Genomic DNA, 23514 nt, shown 5'->3' with positions numbered 1-23514 from the left:
TACAAATTAACTATAATTTGAAATTTCCAGGTAAGTAGTAGGTAATAGGTAAGAGCTAAGAAGTAAGAGTTAAGGATAAAACTCAAGGAGTTTTTTATAATTAATTTGTAAATAATAGTTGTGGTGAAAATTCAGCTTACTGAATTTTTTCAAAAGTTCTTACCTCTTACTTCTTACCTTTTACTTCTTACCTAACTCTATAATATTAATCATATAATCCCATAGAAAGATATTTTTCTCCGCCATCAGGAGCTACTGTAACAACTTTTTTTCCCCTGCCTATTTCCTTGGCAATTTTTATGGCAGCTGCAATATTAGCTCCTGAGGATATTCCTACTAAAATTCCTTCCTTTTTTCCCATTTTTCTTGCATACTCAAAGGCTTCTTCATCGGATATGGTACTAACTTTATCCACTAGTTCATCATGGTATATATCTGGTATAAATCCCGCTCCTATGCCTTGTATTTTATGTGATCCTGCTTCACCACCAGATATTACTGGTGACTTTTCAGGCTCTACCGCTATAACTGTTAAATCCTTCTTATATTCTTTTAGTTTTTTACCAATTCCCATTATTGTTCCGCCAGTTCCAACAGCAGCTACAAATACATCTATATCTTTTACATCTTCTATTATTTCTTCTGCTGTGGTTTCATAGTGTTTAAGTGGATTAGCTTCATTTACAAATTGCTGAGGTATAAAGTATCCCTCTTTATCCTTAGCTATTTCCAATGCTTTTTCTATGGCACCCTTCATACCTTTGCCGCCTTCTGTAAGCACCAGTTCCGCTCCATAGGCCTTCATCATGTTTCTTCTCTCTATACTCATAGTCTCTGGCATTACTATTATTACTTTATAACCCTTTAACTTTCCTATCATGGCAAGAGCTATGCCTGTGTTGCCACTGGTTGGTTCAACTATAGTATAGCCTTTCTTTAGTAGACCTTCCTTTTCTGCCTTCTCTATCATACCAAGGGCCGCTCTATCCTTAATACTTCCGCCTGGATTATATTTTTCTAATTTAACATAGACCTCCGCCATGTTTTCTTCTACCATATTATTAAGTTTAAATAAAGGTGTTGCACCTATCATATCTATTACATTATTATAAATCATTATTTATCTTTAGCGAGAAAGCGCACTATAACTACTAAAGACCATATAAATAAGCAATTTTTATGGCACAATAAACTTCATTATAAATACACAAGCCCACTAAATTTTCACTCCCTTCATATATACTTTATACATTTATTAAAAAAATCAAAAAACTCCCTCTCTAAATAATAGAGACGAAGTTATATCCGCGGTTCCACTCTAATTGGACTTCTATAAATAAAAATCCCAGCTTCCATTTCAAGCACAGCGCTATGCTCTATCACTGTAACGGGTGAACCCGGTGTAGCCTACTAAATAAGTTCGGTACACAACTCCAAAGGGCACTTCACATAAATTCCATTTAGAAATCTTTCAGCAAATGATTTCCTCTCTGTAAAACTTTATTTACGTTACTTTCCTTCTTCAAGGTATTTCCGAGTATTTTACTATGAATTCTTTTGTATTATTATATTCTTCAAAATTAAATTTGTCAACAAGTTTTATAAACAAATTAAAATTATTTTTGTGGATAATTTGTTATATTTATTAATTTTCTATTTTACATTCAAATAGAAATTGTATGTAAACTGTACATTATCAGCAATGTCTTTACTTTATTTTTGTATAAATGATATAATATGTAATATATGTATCATATTATATACAGAAGGGGGCTAATTTAATGTATGTCGGTATTAAGACTTCAAGTGGACTAAAAAAAGATGCTTTAGGAAAAATCAATGGTTATTGGACTATAGCCATACTCACATGTATTATTTACTCAATCCTTACATTAACTCTTTTTAGTAATATAAACAATTTAGACACCATACTTACTAAATATTTTTCTAATGTTAGTTTTTTTGATTTTTACAGAACAATTATATATAAGTTATCAGTATTTGATAGCATTAATACTCTATATGTGAGAATAATCATATTATTAATAGACGGTCCATTATTATTAGGTTTAAGCAGATTTTTCTTGAAGATATGCAGAAAAGAGGATGCACAAATTAAAGATTTATTCTTTGCCTTCACTAATTTTAAATATTTTATAAATGCCTTGTCATTATCTCTTTTATCTATTTTATTTATATTTCTTTGGACGCTGCTTTTTATTATTCCAGGAATTATTGCTGCTTTAAAATATTCCATGGCACTTTATATTATGAGTGATAATCCAGAAATAGATGCAATGGATGCTATTAATAGGAGTAAAGATTTAATGGATGGAAACAAAAGTAGGCTATTTACTTTGTATCTTAGCTTTATAGGTTGGAGTTTACTTTCTATGTTTACGTTAGGTATTGCTGGAATATTTGTTACGCCATATTTCAATACTGCTCATTGTGAATTCTATGAAGAATTAGCCTTAGGCACATTCAAATAAATAACAAGTCAGTATGCTAGTGTATTTTGCGTCATACTGCGTCAGCAGAACCCATCGATAGTTCTACTAGCGGCGGAACCTGCTTCCTTGTCTGACACAAAATATACCTGCATCTTTGACTTGTTATTTATTTTCATGTACCTTATCTACTGTTAGTTAAGCAAAAATTTATTATATTAAAAATCAACCCATCCCTATTTCTAATCTGGATGGGTTGATTACAATTATAAATACATTATATTCATTCTTCCGGTAACCGGATGCTCAAAAATTTCTGCTTCCACCTCAAATACATCCTTTATTAACTTAGAAGTTAAAATTTCTTTTGGCTTTCCCTCAGCAACCACCGTCCCTTTATTCATAACATATATTCTGTCACAATATCTAGAAGCTAAATTCAAATCATGCAGCGCTGCAAATACTTGAAGCTTTAAAGATTCTATTATATTTAAAAGTTGAAGCTGGTATTTTATATCTAAGTGATTGGTTGGTTCATCTAATATTAGAATTTTAGGTTGCTGTGCCAATGCCCTAGCTAAAAGAACACGCTGTCTCTCCCCTCCAGAAAGTGTTGAAAACTTTCTATTCTTGTAGCCTTCCATATTGACCTTTTTAAGACAACTTTCCATAATTTCATAATCCTCAATGTTATCTCCATCAAAACTTTTTTTATGAGGTGTTCTTCCCATCATAACTATTTCTTCTACATTAAAGTCAAAATTAAATTCATTAAATTGACCTACCACAGCCATTTTTTTAGCTGTTTCTTTATAGGAGATTTTTCTAATATCTTTACCGTCTAAATTTATTAAACCACATTGAGGCTTTATTACCCTATATATACTTTTTAAAAAAGTTGATTTACCACTGCCATTAGGTCCTACTATGCCTATAAATTCACCTTTTCTAACTTCTGCATTTACATTTTTTATAATTTGGTTTTCTTTTATATTTACACACACATCTTTTGCAGTTAAAGTCATTTATTTTCCCCCAAAATTATAAGATTTTTTAATCATAAGCCACATGAAGAAAGGTGCTCCCAGCATAGATGTTATTATACCTATAGGCATTTCCATACCCTTCATTACAGTTCTTGAAAAAACGTCTGTCCATATTAAAAATATGGCACCAACTAGTGCACTAATTGGAATAAGTCTTCTATGGTCACATCCCACAAAGCCTCTTACAATATGTGGAATTATAAGTCCTACAAATCCTATTGTTCCTGCTACACATACTATTGTAGCAGTCATTAATGCTGTAATTATAATATATATTCTTCTATATTTATTTAAATCTTTTCCCAAAGTTATAGCAGTTTCGTCCCCCATTAACATTACATTTAAATTTCTAAACTGACTTAGAAAAAACAAGGTTCCTACTATTATAATAGCAGCAGGCAAAATAATATTCTTCCAAGAAGCACTGGCTAAACTGCCCATAAGCCAAAAGGTTAAATTTCTAATGCCCCTTTCGTTTCCCGCTATAAATATTATAAAACTTGTGAAGGCGGAACATATGGCACTTACCACCACACCAGAAAGTATGAGCTTTTCTGATGAACATCTTCCTCCAATATTTGATAGAGTATATACGCATATTGAACAGATTAGGGCACCTACAAATGCTAAAATTCCTATGGAGTTGCCTCCTAAAAATTTAGTAACTCCTATCATTATGGAAAAAGTTGCTCCTAGAGAAGCCCCTGAAGAAATTCCAAGTATATAGGGATCTGCTAAGGTATTTTGAACCATAGCTTGCATTACAACACCAACTACAGAAAGACCAGCTCCCACTATAGCACCTAGTAATATCCTAGGAAATCTTATTCCCCATACTATTTCATAACTTACTCCTTTAACAAGAGTTTGTTTATCCCCTATAGGTATTTTAAATATATTGTATACAACTATTCTAAATACCTCTTTAATTTGAAGTTTAACTGGCCCAAATATTACGGCTATTATCACTGATATAGCTAAAAATGCTATTAAAATTGTAACTAGTACCATTATAGATGTTTTTTTTCTAAATATCACCTTTTGTTTATCCCCGTTACATTTCTTGTCCATTTCTTCAGATATTCTCCTCTAATTTTTCTTTTATTAAAATATTTTTGCTTATTTAAATAATTCTGGATAGAATCCCTTTGCAAGTCTTTCTATTCCGTTTATAGTTCTTGCCCCTCCAGCGTAAGTTTCTGCAAGTGGAGTGTATATTATTTTCTTATTCTTTATAGCATTTACATCTTTAAGTACTTTATTATTTAATAGGGCATCTGCTTCTTTGTTATCCTTAACTTGAGTTTCAAAATGTATAAGCACTATTACATCTGGATTTTTATTTAGTATATTTTCTGCGCTATATTCTCCACCTTTTTCATTGGTTTCTACATTAACTCCTCCAGCCATTTTAACCATGTCATTTACAAGAGAATTTTGTCCGTAAGCATAATATTTATTTTCACTTATACCTTCAACCACAAGTACTTTAGCTTCTTTTTTCCCTTTTATCTTACTTTGGACATCTTCTACTCGTTTTTTCATAGATGTTATTACTTCATTAGCCTTGTTTTCTATATCAAATATTTTTCCTAAGTCTTCTATATCCTTATAGATATTATCTACTGTACATTTTTTTCCTAATGTATTTCTTTGAATAAATGTAGTCATACCTTTTTCATTCCATGTTTTAACATCACCTAGATTTTTTTCAAAAAATGCTGAAGACCATCCCACTATAGCATCAGGTTTTTTAGAAATAATAACTTCTTTTGATGGATATTTTTCTGATAAAACTGGTATCTTATCATATTCAGCCTTAAGTTCTGGTAGAACTGGATTATCTAAATATGCTGTACCTACCATGTTTTTACCAAGTCCTAGTGTAAGTAATAATTCTGTAGTTGTTTGATTGGTAGTTATAATTTTTTCTGGTTTTTTATCTATTTTTAGTTCATATTCATTTCCATCTGCATCATAATTTTTTATGTTCAATGGATATTGACTGCTTTTTTCTTTTCCTTTTTCTTCTACTTTTTTATCATTTTTACTCGTATCATTTAAATTTTTGTTGGCATCTTTACATCCAGCAAAAGATGTCATCATTCCTAAAGCTATTAAAATACTTATTATTTTCTTTTTCATAAATTTTTTCGTTTAAAGGCATTTTTGCCTTTAAACCTGTCCTCCCCTCAATTGATTAATTTTTGATAAAATAAAAAGCTATCCCAAAGGATAGCTAAATTTTCACAACAAAATATACAGCTACTACCTCCCTCCGAAGTAAAACGCAAATAAGCTCAATTAGGCAGGTCTCCTGACTTACACATGAAACCCTGTAAATAGTCTTCCCAATTTTAAATCAGTGACATATTTATTTACAAGTAGTGCTTACAGTAGCGGGGGCTGTGTTGGATTTACACCAATCTTCCCTTTTAATCTTTTACGAACCCAAAAGATTTATATTCATTTTTAATTTATTCAAGTTTTAATTCATTTTTTTTGATTTATCAAAGTTTTAATTCACCTTTCGGAATTATTTTATATGATTTAACTATATTAGTCAATACTGCTTCTATATAAATTTCATTGAATAAATTCCATTATATTGTTATATTTAGATTAAGCTCACTATAATTTTATTTTGTTAGGAGATGGTCTTTTGAAAAATATAGCGATTATGGTTTGTAATAAAATCACCTATGAATGTGCTGGAGTAGGATGTTTTAAAGCTTTTAATGAAAAATCTAAAGCTTTTGAAATTTATAAAGATCAAGACGTTAAACTTTGTGGATTCTTTCACTGCAACGGTTGTGAAAAAGATTTAAATAAAGAACTAGAATATAAGATAAATCAGCTTCACAATGTAAATGTGGACACTGTACATATGGCTTTATGCATAGATGTAGAATGTTCTAGATATAATGAAATAGAAGAGTTTCTAAAAGGCAAAGGATTTACTGTAGTTAATGGAAGTCATTGATTTTAAATCTTTTTAAAAAAGCTGCTGCATTAAGAAATTTATATAAAATATATTGTGCAAATTTTAAACTTGCACAATATATTTTAGTATTTATCGCAATGCAACAGCCGACTAAATTTTTATCTTAATTATACATTATGCAACCCCTGTTTAACTGTCCCCATCTTACATCTTACATTTTTCTTATTATCTTTGTATCTTTAAGATTTGATTTTTAAGTTCTAAATATAACCTCTTCCTTACTAAACATATATCTTGCAAAAGATATGGATAAAGCAATGTAAAGGAGCATCCATGCAAGCACTATTATTAAATGCTTTGCATTAAACATTCCCAAGATAAGTTCTTTTATAACTGCTGTGGCATTTACCACAGGGATATTTAAGAATATCATGGACATATTTTTAGGTTCTATGAAGTATGATGTAAAACCAAGCATTCCTATAAAGCTTAAAGGAGTCAAGTAAGTTTGAGCTTCCTTGAAGGATCTGGCGTAAATACTTATAGCAAGAGCTAGTGCTCCAAAAACCATAGTAAGAAGTACAGTTATTAATGCTATAATAAGTAAAGTTTTAGGCTCCATGCTGAATTTAGCTCCATCTACACCGTAATTAAAAGCTTCTGGCGAAGTTTTCATAGATATACCTAATCCTGATATAAAAGCTATAGATGTTACTATACCCATAGTGGTTATGGCTAAAAATTTACCCCAAAGCAGTGACATTCTGCTAGCTTGAGTAGTTAATAGTGGCTCTAGGGTACCTCTTTCTTTTTCCCCTGCGCCTAAATCTGTAGCTGAAGCTATAGGACCTGATGCAGCAAACATTATAAGCATCATAGGAAGAAGCAATGATAACATCATTTTAGCTACTCCATTTTCCTTCTTTTCCGCAGATTTTATAACTGGGTTTATAGGAGTTAATATAGATGTATCTATATTCTTTGCCTGAAGTCTAGCCCCTACTACAGCCTTAGAATACTGGTCTATAATAGCGTTGATTTCTGACATAGCCATAGTTGATTTTTGACTTGTATTGTCCATAGTTATAATAATATCCGCTTTTTTCTCTGCATTTATATTTTTATCAAAATCCTCTGGAATTTCTATACCTAAAAGTACTTTTCCTTCCTTTACGTCATTAAAAACATCTTTGGATTCCTTTAATTTTATATTCTTTTGAGATTTAAACATTTGTCCTAATTTACTATTCCCTTTATCTACCATAACTATATTCATTTCTTTTTTTACAGAGTCCATATTGCTTTTCATACCTTTTCCTATGAATCCAAAAATTATTGGATACATTAGAAGAGGTATTAATATAGCTGCTATTAGGGTTTTCTTATCTCTAAACATGTCTTTTAATTCTTTTTTATAAACAATAGATATTATATTCATTATTTATCACCTACCAATCTTATAAATATGTCTTCCATACTGCTACTTTGGTATTTGTCTTTGAAATATTCTATGGTACCTTCCTCGATAATCTTTCCTTTGTTAATAATAATGATTCTGTCACAAAGTTTTTCTACTTCTTGCATACTATGACTTGAGAATATAATAGATTTTCCTTGTTTTTTGCACTGTAATATAAAATCATGAACAAGCTTTGCAGCTGTTACATCAAGCCCTGTGGTAGGTTCATCAAAGAGCATTACTGTAGGTTTATGAACAATGGATCTGGCAATAGAAACCTTTTGCTTCATACCTCTTGAAAGTTTTCCTACTCTTCTGTCCATATATTCCTTTAACTCTAGCTCTTCTACTAGATAATTTATGCTGTCCTCAGCCTCTTTTTTGCTCATACCATTTAGCTGTGCAAAATATCTTATATTTTCTCTTACTGTAAGCCTATCGTATAACCCCACATCTCCACCAAATAAAATTCCTATTTCTCCTCTTACCTTTTGAGAATTTTCTATAATACTGTAACCATTTATCTCTGCGTTACCACCTGTAGGCTTTAACATAGTAGCAAGCATTCTCAGTGTAGTGGTTTTACCTGCACCATTTTCACCTAAAAGTCCTACTATTTCACCTTTATTTACTGTGAAACTAGCACTTTTAACCGCTTGTACATCCTTAAAGTTTTTACTTAAATTTTTAACTTCTATCACTGTTAGTCCCCCCCTTGTTATTAAGTTAATTACGTTCTCTTTTTAATTATTAATTTTGCAATGGACTGCTTTAAAATAAATTCAAGTACAATCTATAAAAGGTAACAAATAGCCAAGCTACCATTTATCTTAGTTATAAAAAATCACTTATACTTCTATATAACCAAATTTTACAACCAATTATATTATACAAAAATGGATAATTCATTACAATTACCTTAAGTAATTGTATTTCATGACTTAAGTCACTTTTTAGATAAAATCTTGTTATATGCATTTATACATTTTATTTCAATATACTTTATACTATATTTTATTTTACATTTGCTTTATATTTCCACAACATTTCTTTATACTATACTGTGTATATTTTCAAGTAATATTTCACAATTATTTTACATCTCTGTAGAGTTACTGTCACAATAGTACTTTATAATGTTACATAGTAAAATTGCATAGTAAAATTATAATATCTAAATAAGGAGGAAAATTTTATGGAATTATTTTTAAATATAGGTATGGCAAAAATCTGTACAATTCTTGGAATTTTAGCTTCAATAATATATATACTGAGAGTTGCCAATAAAAATTTTTTCAATAATAGAAACCAATTTTTAATTAAACTCAATAGGTTCTTGAGAAAACACCACATAATTATTGGTGTATTAGTAGTAATAACTGGTTTAATTCACGGAATATATTCGTCTGAGCCTGTACTCAGCTTAAATTTGGGAACTATCTGCTGGATATTTTCTATTTTACTAGGAATAAATTGGGCTTTACGAAAAAAACTAAAAGGTTGGATTGTTTTTCATAGAGTATTAACCCTAGGCTTCCTAATTACTTTAGTGCTACACATATTATCAGTTAAAGGAATTCTATTTGACTCTAGTAAAGAGAGTTTTCATAAGGACAATATGATCAATGTTTCAGAGAAATCTTCACATAAAGACAATACCTTAGATTCACATGATGAGCAAGACTTTAAAAATTCCTCTACCAATTCAAATGCTTCGAATGATTCAAAGGATAGCAATACTTATAATAATAATATCCCAAGTAATAGCAATATTGAAACAAAAAAAGAATATACGGATGGAGTCTATCAAGGTGTAGGCAAAGGATACAGGCCTGAACTTGTGGTAGAGGTTACTATAGAAAATGGTAAAATATCTAAAATAGACATTGTCAGTGATAACGAAACTCCTAGATTTTCTAGAGTACCTTTTGAAACAATACCTGATGAAATTGTAACTGAACAATCTACAGAAGTGGATTTAGTATCCGGTGCCACAAGAACTTCTAGAGGAATTGTAGAAGCAGTAAATGATGCCCTTTCAAAAGCCGGAAAGTAGAAAATTATAACTTTGTCATAATTTTCAGTTGGCTAGTTGCCTAGTTGGCAGAAAAGCTTCGCTTTTCTGCCAACTGTATTATAATTATAATTAAAGATTTTCCGTAGCACCGCGAAGGAAAATCCTCCTTCTCTAACACACTAGCCCTCTAGCACTCTAGACCACTATTATCTGGCAAACTAGCCCTCTAGCACACTAATATATAATGTCTTGAAATTTATGCCATGTATTAATATTTTTTTTACAATTTTCTGTTGCTTATTTCTAATATATATATTAAAATAATAATTTTAAAACTTTTTTGGTTATTTTCCCGTTATTGTGGTATACTAGTAATAGATACTTAAACACTCTTTATATATAATATAAAAATCAATGTGTTTTAATTTAGGAGGATTTTAATGAAAACAGGAACAGTTAAATGGTTTAATTCTGAAAAAGGCTTTGGATTTATACAAGTTGAAGGTGAAGATGACGTTTTTGTTCACTACACTTCTATCCAAGGACAATCAGGAAGAAAAAGTCTTGAAGAAGGCGATAAAGTAGAATTTGAAATAGAGCAAGGAGCTAAAGGCCCTCAAGCATCTAATGTTACAAGACTATAATTATAATTTGATAACTTAATAATTTATGAATTTTTAGCTTATTTTATATAGCGATATTCTTCCACCTTTTTTTAAGGTGGTTTTTTATATGACTAAGAATATTGGATATAAATTTTCTATTTTTTAAATTAAAGCTTATAGATAATAGCATCATTGGGATTTTGTGATAGCTATTAAAAAATATACAGGAGGTAGATGATTTTGAGAAAAAATTATAATATGAAAAAAACCATATCTACTAAGCGTTTCATTTCAGAATTAGGACAAAATTTTTCTGAGCATATAAAAGCTAGACTTCTAGAGCTTGAATTAAGATGTGTTTTAACTCGTAAAGAAGAAAGTAATATACTAGACCTTAAACATGTGGAACACACAAAATATCCTTGTCCCTCATCTGAATGTGAAAAAGAATATGCATACGCTGAATTTATAGTTGAAGAGGACGAATTATACTTTACAAATCAATGTTTAGAAGGCGATAAAGTGATGCAATCTCCCATTGTAAATACTATATACAATTCTCTAACCACTGAAAACAAAATCTTTGAAAATGGAGCTAGTGGCAAAAAAATTGATGACAGTAATATTGACTATGTTGTAGATAGTTTATTGTCTGTTTGTCCGGATGTTTCTAAGAGGTATATGGAAGTTTTAAAACAAATGAGTTCTTACTAAGAAGTTATTAAAAAATGCTATTATGAAAATACTTTTCTGTATTTTCATAATAGCATTTTTAAATTATTAATCTTATTCTACACTACAGCTTTTGCTCAGTAATTAAAATATATTTTTATAACTTAATAATTATGACACAAAAAGTATTAAATTACTTGAATTATGAAATTTCTCTGTAATGACTTGTATAAGAAGCAAAGGAACTATTTAAATTTAATTTTAGAAATTCTTCTTTTAGACAGATAAAATTATCGTAAGCCTGGCAAGGACGCCAGGCTAGCGAATCTGAAGTAGGACGCCGAATGTGAGCGTTAGATAATTTTATATGGCTAAAAGATTAGAATTTCTTAAATTAAATTTATTGTTCCGAGCTCTTATGCAAGTCATGGAGGAGAAATTTCATAATTCCACCATATTGTACCTTCCTGTGGTGGAATCAACTTATCAATAAATTTTATAACTATATAATAGTAGTAATATTATTTTAACGCATTAAATCTTTCATAGTATTATTTCCGTATACCATAGAATATATAATCCATAAAGTTAATACAAAGATACCAATTAGTATTGCTGTAGAAATCTCATATTGCTTATGATTTTTAAATTTTTTATATAAAAATACACCTAATAATGAATTTAAAAGTGCTATAATCCCTCCCACAATGGCAACAATGCCTTCCCTATAAAAATATTTTTTTTCACTTGAAAAACTAAAAACATAGGCTAAAAATACTGTTGCCTGAATAATACTACTCCATCCCTCTCCTTTCCGTTTTGATTTTTGTAATTCAGCATCACTACTATAGTATTCTATATATTTTTCTTTTCTAAATATTTTTATATATGTTTCATAAAATCTAGCACTTAATAAATACAAAATACCCTGAATACTTTTATAAATTATTGAAATTATAAAAACTGGTTTAAAACCCACGAACATACCAACTACTAAAATAACTATAATAATACTTATAAACCATATGGAATCCTCTAATAAATTTTTCAAAAATGCCACCTCCTAACTTTAAATATATACATAGAAATTATATATACTTTATTCAAACATATTTATATATTTAAAATATTATAAATATTTGATATAATCATTTAGTATAATGGTTAACAATTTTATAATTTTAAATATGCTTTATTTAAGATTTCATTCTAATTTTTTAATTAACTTTTTTAATTAACTTTTAAAATCTGCACATATACTACATATTTCTCAACTATCTCAAATAAAATATATATATATTTATGTCATAAATTTAACTGTCAATTGATAAAATTATAGCAATTAATATTTATTATTTCTCATACAAAAATAGTGTTTTTCCTCTAAATTAACATTTACATAATTACTATTGTATTTAAATATAAAATACACCTAAGAATATTGCATTTCTAACTCTATTATATATTAACTGGGCTTATTTTTTCAATACTTTTACATATAAGTCTAAAAAATGATTTTCATAATCTGTTATTATTATAACAGTTTTTATGATTATATATATCAGTTATATAACATTTTTCTTTATAATACTTTTTTTTACTATACATATTTAAATTAATACAAGTACTTTTTATTTATCCATCAAAAAATATTTTATAAAATCATTAAATAAATGAATAATATTTTATTAATTCCGTGACTAATAACTATAAAATCAATGAGTAATATCCTACTTAATATAATTTGTTACATGTTCAATTCAAGTTAAATTTACAGCTAAATCTTATATGCTTGTTATTTTATTATTAAAGTAATTAACAGTATCTCACTCATTTACCCTTATTTTTAAATGTATCATACTAGGTTGCAATTAGCTTACTTATTTTTACTTTATTTCTTTTTTAACTTTATAATGTAAAATATTAGTTGTTTTATCTCGTGTAAATGATACATTTTTTTAAAATTCATTCATTTTTTTAATAATATTGTAGAAATATTTTTTTCTTTGTTTTATACTGTATTATTATATATTTGAAGCTGTATTATATATTTTGTAAATAAACTTATTTTTTTAACAGCTAGTTTCTTTTACTATAATCCAGTAAGAAAGGAAGTATATGGTTATGAACTTGTTAACTTTTAAACGTGGTATATATCCACCCCACGGTAAACATCTTAGTGAAAATAAACCTATAGAAGATTATCTTCCAAAAGGGGATTTAGTTTTCCCTATGTCACAACATATAGGTGCTCCTTGCGAACCTTTAGTTAAAAAAGGAGACAGAGTTTTAGTTGGACAAAAAATAGGACAGGCTAATGGCTTTGGATTATCTACTATATATAGTAGTGTATCTGGTACAGTTAAAAACATTGCACCTATGCTTACCACTGGCGGTACTAAGGTTACTTCCATAATAGTGGAAAATGACCACCAATATGAAGCTTTTTCTACTAATGAAGAAAAAAGAGACTACACTAAACTATCTAAAGAACAATTACTAGACATAATTAAAGATGCTGGAATAGTTGGTATGGGTGGTGCTGCTTTCCCTACTCATGTTAAACTTAATCCTCCAGCAGACAAAAATATAGACTCTATAATTGTCAATGCTGCAGAGTGTGAACCCTATTTAACCTGTGATCACAGATTGATGCTGGAACAGGGAGATAAAATATTAGAAGGTCTAAATATTATTCTACAAATGTTTCCTAAAGCTAAAGGATATATAGGTATTGAGCATAACAAACCAGATGCTATTAAACTCATGGAAAAGTTATGTAAAAACTATTCTAATATAGAGGTTAAAGCTCTGAAAACTAAATACCCACAAGGTGCTGAAAAACAGCTTATTTATTCTATAACTAATCGTGAAGTGCCTTCTGGAAAGCTTCCTGCTGATGTAGGATGTGTGGTTCAAAATGTAGGTACTGTTTATCAAATTTATAAATCAGTGGTTTTAGGTTTTCCTTTAACTGAAAGAATTGTTACTGTCACAGGTGGAGCTGTTAAAGAACCTAAAAATCTTAGAGTTAAGCTAGGTACTTCCATAAGAGAATTAATAGAATTCTGTGGTGGATTTAAAGAAGACCCTGTAAAGGTTATCTCTGGTGGTCCTATGATGGGAATGACCTTGTCATCTTTAGATGTACCTGTTATGAAAGGTACTTCTGGAGTTTTATGCCTTACAAAAAAAGAAGGCTTTATGCCAGAACCTACTAGCTGCATTAGATGTGGTAAATGTATAGAAGCCTGCCCTATGAATCTAATGCCTGGAAAACTTCATTCTCTATGTGAAAGACATGAATTTGATGAATTTGAAAAATTAAATGGATTGGATTGTATAGAATGTGGATGCTGTACTTTTGTATGTCCAGCTAAAAATCACTTAGTTCAATCCTTAAGAGTTGGCAAACGTACTGTTATTGCTAACAAAAGAAAAAAATAGATAAGAGGTGACATATATGAATGAATCAATGTTAACTTTATCTTCATCTCCACATATTAGATCTAATGAAACTGTTAATGGCATAATGAGAGATGTGATAATAGCTTTAATTCCTGCAGCTTTAGCTGGAATATACTTTTTTAAATTTAGAGCAGCTTTAGTAATGATAACTGCTGTAGTTTCTGCAGTTTTTTCTGAGTGGCTTTGGCAAAAATTAACCAAAAGACAAATTACTATAAATGATTTAAGTGCAGTAGTAACTGGTATTTTAATTGCATTTAATGTACCTGTATCTATTCCACTTTGGATGGTAGCTGTAGGCAGTGCCTTTGCAATTATTGTAGTAAAACAATTCTTTGGAGGCATTGGAGAGAATATAGTTAATCCTGCCTTAGCTGGTAGAGCATTTTTACTATCCTCTTGGCCATCAGCTATGACTACTTGGACAATAGACGGAGCTACATCTGCTACTCCTTTAGCTATTTTAAAAGGTGCTGAGGGTAATCTTCCATCACTTATGAACCTATTTGTAGGTCATGTGGGAGGATGTATTGGTGAAACTTCTGCTTTAGCTTTACTTATAGGTTTTGCTTATCTTCTATATAGAAGAGTTATTTCCTATCATATACCTGTGTTTTATATAGGAACAGTATTTATTTTAACTACTATCATAGGTAGAAATGGATTTATGACTGGAAATGGTATTTATGAAATATTTGCCGGTGGACTTATGCTAGGTGCTATATTTATGGCTACAGATTATACAACATGTCCAATGACTAGAAAAGGACAAATTATCTTTGCTATAGGATGTGGTGTCTTAACATCAGTTATTCGTATATTCAGTGGTGCTTATCCTGAAGGTGTTTCTTATTCAATACTTATAATGAACTTATTTGTTCCTCTTATAGATAAATATGTAATTCCAACAAAGTTCGGGAAGGTGAATTAAATGAATAAAAAAGAAAGTTCTCTTAAATTAGGATTTCTTCTATTAGTAATAACTGCCTTTGCTGGATTGATACTTGGCTGTGCTTATACCATTACAAAAGAACCTATTGCAATTCAAGCTGAGAAAACAAATAAAGAAGCTATGCAAGAGTTATTATCTGATAGTGATACATTTAAAAAGAAAGATATCAAATTAACTGAAAACATTGTGGAAGTTAATGAAGCTTTAAAAAGCGGTAAAACTATTGGTTATGCCATGAAGCTTAACACTAAGGGCTATGGCGGAAATATAGAATTAATGGTGGGAATTTCAACTGATGGAAAGGTTCAGGGAATTAAGATTTTATCTCAATCTGAAACTCCTGGATTAGGTGCTAATTCTGAAAAACCTGAATTTTATGGTCAATATAAAGGAAAATCTATAGAAAAAGATTTGCAGGTTACTAAAGCTTCTTCAGCTAAAGGCAATGAAATACAAGCTATAACTGGAGCTACTATAACTTCAAAAGCTGTAACTAAAGGAGTTAATGAAGCTATTAACTTCTATAAAAATAATTTAAAAGGAGGGAATAACTAATGGCAAACCCTTTAGAAAGATTGAAAAATGGTATCCTAACTGAAAATGCTATATTTGTACAAGTTTTAGCTATGTGTCCTACTCTAGCTGTAACCACCAGTGCTAAAAATGGTTTTGGTATGGGGATTGCTGCCACTGTAGTGCTTATGGGATCAAATTTTGTTATATCCCTTTTAAGAAAATTTATTCCAGACAAAATTCGTATTCCTTCATTTATAGTTGTCATTGCGGGTTTTGTTACTTTACTTCAATTTTTAATGCAAGGTTATGTGCCTGATTTATATAAATCACTTGGAATTTTTATTCCTCTTATAGTTGTTAACTGTGTTATTCTTGGAAGAGCAGAAGCGTTTGCTTCTAAAAACGGTCCTATAATTTCTATTTTTGATGGTCTTGGACAAGGTCTTGGATTTACTCTTTCTCTTACTATAATTGGTATTATAAGAGAGCTTTTAGGTACTGGAAAGATATTTGAATATCAGCTTATGCCGTCTTCATTTCAGCCTGCCATCATAATGATATTGGCTCCTGGTGCTTTCTTCACTCTTGGAATTTTAATGGCACTTATAAATGTATTCAATGCAAGAAAAGCAAAGGAAAATAAAAGAATTACTGAATTTAAAGGCTGTGACGGAAACTGTGCTCACTGCTCTGTAAAACATTAGTAAAAATCTTTATAACTAAATAAATGGCATTTGTTTTAAACATCAACTTCATAGCCATTTTTTATAATGATTGAACAAAAATCGTCTAGATCATAAGAGAGGTGGTAACTCTATGAATTTATTTTTAATATTTTTTAGTTCCCTTTTAGTTAATAACTTTGTTCTATCTAAATTCCTTGGAATTTGTTCTTTCCTTGGGGTTTCTAAAAAAATAGAAACTGCAGCTGGTATGGGACTTGCTGTTACATTCGTTATGGTTTTAGCATCATTTATTTCATATATAGTGTACAATTTTATTCTAATACCTTTAAATATTCCTTATATGTACACTATTGCCTTTATACTGGTTATAGCTTCTTTAGTTCAGTTTGTGGAAATGGTTATTAAAAAGAAAAGTCCTTCCCTTTATAAGGCTCTTGGTATTTTCTTACCTCTTATAACTACAAACTGTGCTATTTTAGGTGCAGTTATAATCAATATGAATGAAAAATATACTTTACTTGGTTCTGTAGTAGCTGGACTAGGCTCTGGTCTTGGATATATGCTAGCTATTGTGCTTCTTGCAGGTATAAGAGAGAGAATGGACGGAAACAAAAATATGCCTGAGGCTATGAAAGGACTTCCTATTTCATTGATTACAGCTGGACTTATGTCCATAGCCTTTTTAGGATTCCAAGGATTAATTCATTAATGGGAGGTGCAAATAAATGGATGTAAATGGTTTATTATTTCCCGCCCTTAGTTTAGGTGGGTTAGGTCTTTTGTTTGGTGTAGTTTTAGGCTATGCTTCTAAAAAGTTTCATGTACCAGTAGATGAGAGAGTACCTTTAATAAAAGATTGTCTACCTGGTGCTAACTGTGGTGGTTGTGGATATGCAGGTTGCGATGCATATGCACAAGCAGTGGTTGATGGTGCTGCTAAACCAAATTGTTGTTCTGTAGGTGGTGTTGCCGCAGCTGAAAAAATTGGAGATATAATGGGCATTACAGTTGAAGCTGCTGAACCTACTAAGGCCTTTGTTAAATGTGTAGGCAGCTGTGAAAGTGCAAAGATGAAAGGTACTTACTATGGGAATATGGACTGTCTAGAGGCATCTGTACTTCCTGGTGGCGGTGCTAAAGCTTGCAGTTTTGGTTGCCTTGGTCTAGGCAGTTGCGTTAAGGTTTGTCAATTTGGCGCTCTTAGTATTCAAAACGGTATTGCAGTGGTAGACGAAAAGAAATGTACTGCCTGCGGTGCTTGTGTAAATATCTGCCCTAGACATGTCATTGAAATTAAGCCTGTTTCTGAAATAATAAGAGTTTCTTGTAACTCAAAAGATAAACTAAAAGAAGTAAAAGAAGTATGTAATACTGGATGTATAAGCTGTGGTCTATGTGCTAGAAACTGTACTAGCAGTGCTATAGTTTTAGAAAACAATCTTCCTGTAGTAGACAGCAATAAATGTACTCTATGCATGCAATGTGTAGAAAAGTGCCCTACTAAGGTACTTAAAGCTCACGATGGAAAGCTTATTCTTGACAAGGAAGAAGCTGTTTAGAATGTCCTGTGAGAATAGAAAATTAAAAATAAGATATGAAATATAAAATTTGTAGGATAGAATAGGTAAGAGGTAAAAAGTAAGAAGTAATAGTTAAGAGTTAAGGATAAAACTCAAAGAGTTTTTTATAATTAATTTATGAATAAGTAACAAGAAACCAGATAGTAAAAGTAAGAGTGAAAAGGTAAAAAGTAAGAGCTCTTAAAAAGAAAAGCTATAACTACTTCGTTTAATGAAACAGTTATAGCTTTTCTTACTATCCAATTACTGATATTCAATTAAAGATTTTCCATAACCCAGTGAAGGAAAATCCCCCTTACCTCTTACTTATTACTTATTACCTCTTACCTCTTACCTAATTTCATCTTTTCAACATGTTTGCTAAAATATTTAGCCACCAAACCTGTAAAATATCCTGTAATCAAAGCAGATACCATCAAAACTGGAAAGTATACATATATTCTAAAATCCTGTACTATAAATGCTGCTACTAAAAGTTGTCCTAAATTATGAAATACTGCTGCTACTATGCTTATTATTTCTATGCTAAAATATTTACTAAATTTTTTATACATTATTATAGAAACTATATTGCTAAGCAATCCTCCTATGATGCTAAATAAGAATGAGGATAAAGTTCCCGTAAACATAGTTCCAAGTAAAGTTCTTAAAAACATTACTAAAAGGGCTTCTTTGCCCCCAAAGGCTATGAGCACTATTAATGAAACCACATTGGAAAGTCCTAATTTTATTCCTGGAAAAATCACAGGAATTTGAGCCTCTATTACATATATTCCAAGGGCCACTGCTACCATTAAACTTAAAAATACCCTTTTATTTAAGCTTTTTTTAAAATTATTAACTTCCCTCATGACAACACATCCATCTCTAATTTAATAACTCATCTTTCGCACATAGATCTTAAGCTTTATCTTAAATAAATAAACCTTTTAATTTAAAATTTCAAATTACAGATTAAGTAAGAAATAAGAAGTAAGAGGTAAAAGCTATTGAAAAAATTCAGCAAAGCTGAATTTTCAGCACAACTATTAATTATTACCTGTTACTTACAAATTAATTATAAAAAACTCCTTGAGTTTTATCCTTACCTCTTACTTATTACCTCTTACTTATTACTTATCTCCTAATTAATAAGCTACATCATCAACCTCAAGATTTTTTCCCTGTATTGTTATTATAATTTTATGTGGAAGGCAAGCAGCACTATCTCCAGGCTTTTTAAGCCATCCTGCTTTTATACATATCTTATCTGGGCAATCTGCATCTATAAATCTAATCCTACCCTTTTCCACTTTTATTATATTATAATGATCACTTTCACTAGACATTCTTATTTCCTCTGCTTTACTAACCTTACTTAAATCTATAGTTTTAATTATTTTACCATCCTGCTTTATTGTAGCTACTATTTTACTATTTTTATTAAAATATCTATAGCCTAAAATTCCGGCTACACTACATATGATTAGTATCATTATAGTAACTAATACAATTTTATCTCCTTTTTTCATACCGTTCCTCCATTGCCTACTGGTTATTGATTCATATATTTAAATTCTTCATCCGTAAGTTTAAAGCTATCCTTTAATCCCGAAGTAACATAAACCTTTTTATCTTTAGTAACAAATATTGCATCCACGCCCTTTTGGCTTTCTACAAGCTTTATAGCCTTTTCTAGTCCTAATACATAAGTGGTTGTAGATAGGGCATCTCCATCAATGGATTTATCTGAAACTATGGTAGTACTTATAAGCCCTTTTTTTGCTGGATATCCTGTACTTACATCAAAAATATGGTGATATCTTTTGCCATTCTTCTCAAAGTATCTCTCATAATTTCCTGAGGTTACTATAGATTTATCAGCTACAGTTAAAATACCTAAATATTCTCCTTTATCTTTTAATGGATTTTGCACACCTATTTTCCATAGGCTACCATCAGTTTTACTTCCCAAGAGATTTACATTTCCTCCTATATTTATAAAAGCACTTTTCACTCCATTTTTTATAAGCATGGATTTTATTTCATCTGCACCATAGCCTTTTGCTATACCACCTAGGTCTATTTTCATTCCTTGTTTTTTTAAATAAATTTGTCCATTTTCATTAACTTCTATATTTTTATAGTTTATAAACTCTTTAGCTTTTTGAATTTCTTCCTCTGAAGGTATCCTTGCCTTATCAGTTCCTATGCCCCATAGTTTAACTAGCGGCTCTACTGTAATATCAAATGCTCCCTCCGAAAGCTTGCTGTACTCCATAGCCTTTTTTATAACATAATAAGTTTCCTTACTTACTTTTTCTGATTTATTACCTGCTGAAGAATTTAATTTATTTACTTCGCTATTTTCCTTATTTACAGACATTTTATCTTCTATGTTTCCTAATAATTTTATGGCTTCTTCTATGTTTTCCTGTGACTTTTCCCCATATACTTTAAAACTTACTATAGTTCCCATAGCATAAGTTTGCTTACTACTTTCTTTTTCTATTCCTCCTATTTTTTTATTCATTTCACATCCAAACATGGTGATACTCATAACTAATAAAATACATATTATTAGGGAAAGTTTAATTCTTTTTATATATTTTTTTAATAAGTTTGCTTTTTTCATAGTCAAATTTCTCCTATTCTATATGTCTATATGCAAATCAGAATTGTTACATTAATTTATATTTGCTTACATTTACATTATCCTATATAATTACTTTTTTATGAATAAAACTTCTTTAAATGACAATTTTAATAAATTTCTTTGCTTTAAATACACTTTTATATTAGCATACTTGACATGTTTTTCGTAGATTATTATTGTATTTTTTTATTAATTTTATAATAAAAAAATAATGCCTACCTCCATATTTAAAAAGTGGTAAGCATTATTTTATCTTAGTTTATATTCTATTTTCCCTACTCATTACTTGACTCATTTTTTATCCAACACAATAAACTCAAACCCTAATTACCATATTTGGATTACCGTTAGCTAGCTTATTTTTCTCTCCAACTCATCAATTAAAGCAATGTATTTTTCTGAAATCTTATTTTCATCTGCTTCTTTTTCAAAGGCAGCACATTCTTCTTGTAGTTTAACTAGAGTTTCTTTATTTAAGCTTCTTTCTGCAAATTTATATACTACATCATCTTCCTTTTTTATATGTCTATTAAGCAAATCTACATATCCTATAGCATTAGCAATTATGTCTAATTTTGATTCCTCATTACCCTCTTGAACCTTTTTTACTGCCTCTTCTAAATTCATAATATAAAGTCTTCCTAAATCATGTTCTACCAACATACCATGTTTAACTAATTTCTCAGCAGTAGATCCTATTTCATCTACCATCTTATTAAAAAGAAGTTTTTCCTCTTTCCCATGGTGATGTTTATCTGCATAATTTCTTACAAAATCTATGATTCTATAGAAATCACTATAGTCTACCTTTTCATCCTTTAAAATTCTTAAACAATATTTTCTTATTACTTTAAGCATTCTTTTAATATTCTTATGTTCATACACCATAAGTTCTATTGCGTCCATAACTTATTCCTCCTTTTTAAATAACTACTTTAACGTAAGTTCCATGGCTACTTTTAATTTCTATCACTTTCAATCCCTTATATTCACTTAAAACACTTATACATTTCTTTAGTTGTTTTTTATCCATGTCCTGAATAAATTCTAGTTTTTCTAAAGCTCCCTCCAAATTATTTTCCGAACATTTTTCTCCTATATTTTTATTGTGCGAATTACTGTTATTTATAATTTTATTAATCCATTTGCCATTACCAATACCTAAAATCCATAAAGGTATATTTATTACGTTTTCTTTACCATCATTATTTATTATATGAACTTTCATATAGCATCCTCCATAAAATTACTCTATAAATGTATTAATAAGGTACATGAAAATAAATAACAAGTCAAAGATACTGGTATATTTTCTGTCAGATAAGGAAGCAGGTTCCGCCGCTAGTAGAACTATCGGTGGGTTCTGCTGACGCAGTATGACGCAAAATAGACTAGCATACTGACTTGTTATTTATTTCAATGTGCCTAATTTAACTATTCTATGATTAACCCACAATAAGGTACAATGTGGTGGAATTATGAAATTTCTCCTCCATGCCTTTCATAAGAGCTAGGAACAATAAATTTAATTTAAGAAATTCTAATCTTTTATCCATATAAAATTATCTAACGCTCACATTCAGCGTCCTGCCTCAGGTTCGCTAGCCTGGCGTCCTTGCCAGGCTTACGATAATTTTATCTGTCTAAAAGAAGAATTTCTAAAATTAAATTTAAACAGTTCCTTCGCTTCTTATGCAAGTCATTCCAGAGAAATTTCATAATTCAAGTAATATAATGTTTTTTGTGGGTTAATCATTCTATTATTATTTCAAGAATATCTCCTTCTGCGCTTTTTACATCAATTATCTTTCCTACGGTACCTTTTTTTATTGCTGATATAATAGTTTCTTTTATAGCTTCAGAATCTATTTCTTTTGAGTTTTGCATATTTAATTTATTAATTTTACTTTTTGATTTCAATATAATTTTAACCACCTTTATAGGAAGTATTACATTAATTTTATCTCCCTTAGCAGATAAAATATTAATCTTAAGCATCTTTTCTCCAGAAAACCTTCTGCCAACTGAATTATCATGAAAATTCCATATACTTACTTCTTCTTTTTTTGTTTTTTTTGCAGAAGCTATTAATTTTGCTCCCTCATCATAAGATATTTTGCCCTCATCAACCATTTTTAAAACTTTTTCCACCTCATCATTCATATAAATTTCCTCCATATAATAGTCTTTTACTAATTTTCACATGAATTAAATTAATACTATATATTATTTTATATGTATTATATTTCTTTAATAACCATAATACTATTATAAAATTGGGAAATATCAATATTTTATTGTCTATATTTGTAAATAACTTGTAACACTTTTTTGTACTATTAACATATACTGGTTAATATAATATATTATCAAGCAATACTAAACATATACATTTTTAAATATCCTTTTAATAATACTTACAAAATAAATTTTATATGTATAGTAATGTATTGCTTTTACTATAAATTTCTAATTCTATATTTT

Annotated in this window: 24 protein-coding genes, 1 riboswitch and 1 other annotated feature; of the genes, 11 read left to right on the top strand and 13 right to left on the bottom strand. The window is 29.7% G+C overall.

Annotated features, from left to right (window positions below; all coding sequences use genetic code 11):
• Nucleotides 1-205 precede the first annotated feature (205 nt).
• Nucleotides 206-1117: a cysteine synthase A gene (cysK, locus tag C1715_RS15890; RefSeq protein ID WP_102401351.1), complete on the bottom strand. Its 912-nt coding sequence runs from the start codon at nucleotides 1115-1117 to the stop codon at nucleotides 206-208.
• 169 nt (nucleotides 1118-1286) lie between these two features.
• Nucleotides 1287-1535 (bottom strand) — a binding site (T-box leader).
• Nucleotides 1536-1781: 246 nt separating this feature from the next.
• On the opposite strand from cysK, the gene C1715_RS15885 reads away from it, so the two are divergent.
• Complete coding sequence (locus C1715_RS15885; RefSeq protein WP_102401350.1) at nucleotides 1782-2492, top strand: DUF975 family protein; 711 nt, start codon at nucleotides 1782-1784, stop codon at nucleotides 2490-2492.
• A 224-nt stretch (nucleotides 2493-2716) separates the two neighbouring features.
• On the opposite strand, the gene C1715_RS15880 is transcribed toward C1715_RS15885, so the two are convergent.
• Genes C1715_RS15880 through C1715_RS15870 form a run of 3 tightly spaced genes read right to left on the bottom strand, consistent with a single transcriptional unit; the run spans nucleotide 2717 to nucleotide 5641 of the window.
• On the bottom strand, nucleotides 2717-3475 hold the full coding sequence (locus C1715_RS15880) for an ABC transporter ATP-binding protein (RefSeq protein WP_102401349.1): 759 nt from the start codon (nucleotides 3473-3475) through the stop codon (nucleotides 2717-2719).
• Entirely contained in the window at nucleotides 3476-4567 is a 1092-nt protein-coding gene (locus C1715_RS15875; RefSeq protein WP_102401348.1) for a FecCD family ABC transporter permease, read from the bottom strand. It abuts the gene before it with no gap.
• A 48-nt stretch (nucleotides 4568-4615) separates the two neighbouring features.
• Nucleotides 4616-5641 carry an ABC transporter substrate-binding protein gene (locus tag C1715_RS15870; RefSeq protein WP_102401347.1) on the bottom strand — a complete coding sequence of 342 codons (1026 nt, stop codon included), beginning with the start codon at nucleotides 5639-5641 and terminating at the stop codon, nucleotides 4616-4618.
• A gap of 145 nt (nucleotides 5642-5786) precedes the next feature.
• Nucleotides 5787-5966: riboswitch (cobalamin riboswitch) on the bottom strand.
• A 192-nt stretch (nucleotides 5967-6158) separates the two neighbouring features.
• Here C1715_RS15870 and C1715_RS15865 point away from each other — a divergent pair.
• On the top strand, nucleotides 6159-6479 hold the full coding sequence (locus C1715_RS15865) for a CGGC domain-containing protein (RefSeq protein ID WP_242971979.1): 321 nt from the start codon (nucleotides 6159-6161) through the stop codon (nucleotides 6477-6479).
• A gap of 214 nt (nucleotides 6480-6693) precedes the next feature.
• On the opposite strand, the gene C1715_RS15860 is transcribed toward C1715_RS15865, so the two are convergent.
• Both C1715_RS15860 and C1715_RS15855 read right to left on the bottom strand, forming a co-directional pair.
• Nucleotides 6694-7878, bottom strand: a complete 1185-nt coding sequence (locus C1715_RS15860) for an ABC transporter permease (RefSeq protein WP_242971978.1) — start codon at nucleotides 7876-7878, stop codon at nucleotides 6694-6696.
• The gene (locus tag C1715_RS15855) at nucleotides 7878-8600 is read right to left on the bottom strand and encodes an ABC transporter ATP-binding protein (RefSeq protein WP_102401345.1); all 723 of its coding nucleotides are present in this window, start codon (nucleotides 8598-8600) and stop codon (nucleotides 7878-7880) included. Before C1715_RS15855 ends, C1715_RS15860 begins: the two co-directional genes overlap by 1 nt.
• Before the next feature lie 494 nt (nucleotides 8601-9094).
• Here C1715_RS15855 and C1715_RS15850 point away from each other — a divergent pair, with 494 nt between their 5' ends.
• From C1715_RS15850 to C1715_RS15840, 3 genes are all read left to right on the top strand, one after another.
• Nucleotides 9095-9955, top strand: coding sequence for an FMN-binding protein (locus C1715_RS15850; protein ID WP_102401344.1), 861 nt, complete (start codon nucleotides 9095-9097; stop codon nucleotides 9953-9955).
• Nucleotides 9956-10356: 401 nt separating this feature from the next.
• Entirely contained in the window at nucleotides 10357-10560 is a 204-nt protein-coding gene (locus C1715_RS15845) for a cold-shock protein (RefSeq protein ID WP_102401343.1), read from the top strand.
• Nucleotides 10561-10761: 201 nt separating this feature from the next.
• Complete coding sequence (locus C1715_RS15840) at nucleotides 10762-11235, top strand: hypothetical protein (RefSeq protein ID WP_102401342.1); 474 nt, start codon at nucleotides 10762-10764, stop codon at nucleotides 11233-11235.
• 484 nt (nucleotides 11236-11719) lie between these two features.
• On the opposite strand, the gene C1715_RS15835 is transcribed toward C1715_RS15840, so the two are convergent.
• Nucleotides 11720-12244, bottom strand: coding sequence for a hypothetical protein (locus tag C1715_RS15835; RefSeq protein WP_102401341.1), 525 nt, complete (start codon nucleotides 12242-12244; stop codon nucleotides 11720-11722).
• Nucleotides 12245-13317: 1073 nt separating this feature from the next.
• Between C1715_RS15835 and rsxC the strand changes: the two genes are divergently transcribed.
• The 6 genes from rsxC (at nucleotide 13318) to C1715_RS15805 (ending at nucleotide 18374) form a co-directional block, all read left to right on the top strand.
• Nucleotides 13318-14640, top strand: a complete 1323-nt coding sequence (gene rsxC, locus C1715_RS15830; RefSeq protein ID WP_102401340.1) for an electron transport complex subunit RsxC — start codon at nucleotides 13318-13320, stop codon at nucleotides 14638-14640.
• 16 nt (nucleotides 14641-14656) lie between these two features.
• The gene (locus C1715_RS15825; protein WP_102401339.1) at nucleotides 14657-15592 is read left to right on the top strand and encodes an RnfABCDGE type electron transport complex subunit D; all 936 of its coding nucleotides are present in this window, start codon (nucleotides 14657-14659) and stop codon (nucleotides 15590-15592) included.
• Entirely contained in the window at nucleotides 15593-16168 is a 576-nt protein-coding gene (locus tag C1715_RS15820; RefSeq protein ID WP_102401338.1) for an RnfABCDGE type electron transport complex subunit G, read from the top strand.
• On the top strand, nucleotides 16168-16833 hold the full coding sequence (rsxE, locus tag C1715_RS15815; RefSeq protein ID WP_102401337.1) for an electron transport complex subunit RsxE: 666 nt from the start codon (nucleotides 16168-16170) through the stop codon (nucleotides 16831-16833). Before C1715_RS15820 ends, rsxE begins: the two co-directional genes overlap by 1 nt.
• 112 nt (nucleotides 16834-16945) lie before the next feature.
• Nucleotides 16946-17524 carry an electron transport complex subunit RsxA gene (gene rsxA, locus C1715_RS15810; RefSeq protein WP_102401336.1) on the top strand — a complete coding sequence of 193 codons (579 nt, stop codon included), beginning with the start codon at nucleotides 16946-16948 and terminating at the stop codon, nucleotides 17522-17524.
• 16 nt (nucleotides 17525-17540) lie between these two features.
• Nucleotides 17541-18374 carry an RnfABCDGE type electron transport complex subunit B gene (locus C1715_RS15805; protein ID WP_102401335.1) on the top strand — a complete coding sequence of 278 codons (834 nt, stop codon included), beginning with the start codon at nucleotides 17541-17543 and terminating at the stop codon, nucleotides 18372-18374.
• Between the two features lie 344 nt (nucleotides 18375-18718).
• On the opposite strand, the gene C1715_RS15800 is transcribed toward C1715_RS15805, so the two are convergent.
• The 6 genes from C1715_RS15800 to C1715_RS15775 form a co-directional block, all read right to left on the bottom strand.
• On the bottom strand, nucleotides 18719-19246 hold the full coding sequence (locus C1715_RS15800) for a Gx transporter family protein (RefSeq protein ID WP_102401334.1): 528 nt from the start codon (nucleotides 19244-19246) through the stop codon (nucleotides 18719-18721).
• A 276-nt stretch (nucleotides 19247-19522) separates the two neighbouring features.
• Entirely contained in the window at nucleotides 19523-19906 is a 384-nt protein-coding gene (locus C1715_RS15795; protein ID WP_102401333.1) for a NusG domain II-containing protein, read from the bottom strand.
• A gap of 23 nt (nucleotides 19907-19929) precedes the next feature.
• Nucleotides 19930-21009 carry an FAD:protein FMN transferase gene (locus tag C1715_RS15790; RefSeq protein WP_242971977.1) on the bottom strand — a complete coding sequence of 360 codons (1080 nt, stop codon included), beginning with the start codon at nucleotides 21007-21009 and terminating at the stop codon, nucleotides 19930-19932.
• Nucleotides 21010-21381: 372 nt separating this feature from the next.
• Nucleotides 21382-21936: a hemerythrin domain-containing protein gene (locus C1715_RS15785; RefSeq protein WP_102401332.1), complete on the bottom strand. Its 555-nt coding sequence runs from the start codon at nucleotides 21934-21936 to the stop codon at nucleotides 21382-21384.
• Between the two features lie 16 nt (nucleotides 21937-21952).
• Nucleotides 21953-22258, bottom strand: coding sequence for a hypothetical protein (locus C1715_RS15780; protein ID WP_102401331.1), 306 nt, complete (start codon nucleotides 22256-22258; stop codon nucleotides 21953-21955).
• Nucleotides 22259-22782: 524 nt separating this feature from the next.
• Nucleotides 22783-23193: an SHOCT-like domain-containing protein gene (locus C1715_RS15775; RefSeq protein WP_102401330.1), complete on the bottom strand. Its 411-nt coding sequence runs from the start codon at nucleotides 23191-23193 to the stop codon at nucleotides 22783-22785.
• Nucleotides 23194-23514: the final 321 nt, after the last annotated feature.

Origin of the sequence: Haloimpatiens massiliensis (assembly GCF_900184255.1) — a bacterium.
GTDB lineage: Bacteria > Bacillota > Clostridia > Clostridiales > Clostridiaceae > Haloimpatiens > Haloimpatiens massiliensis.
Note: the sequence above shows the minus strand (reverse complement) of the source record. Positions and strands in the feature narration are given on the sequence as shown.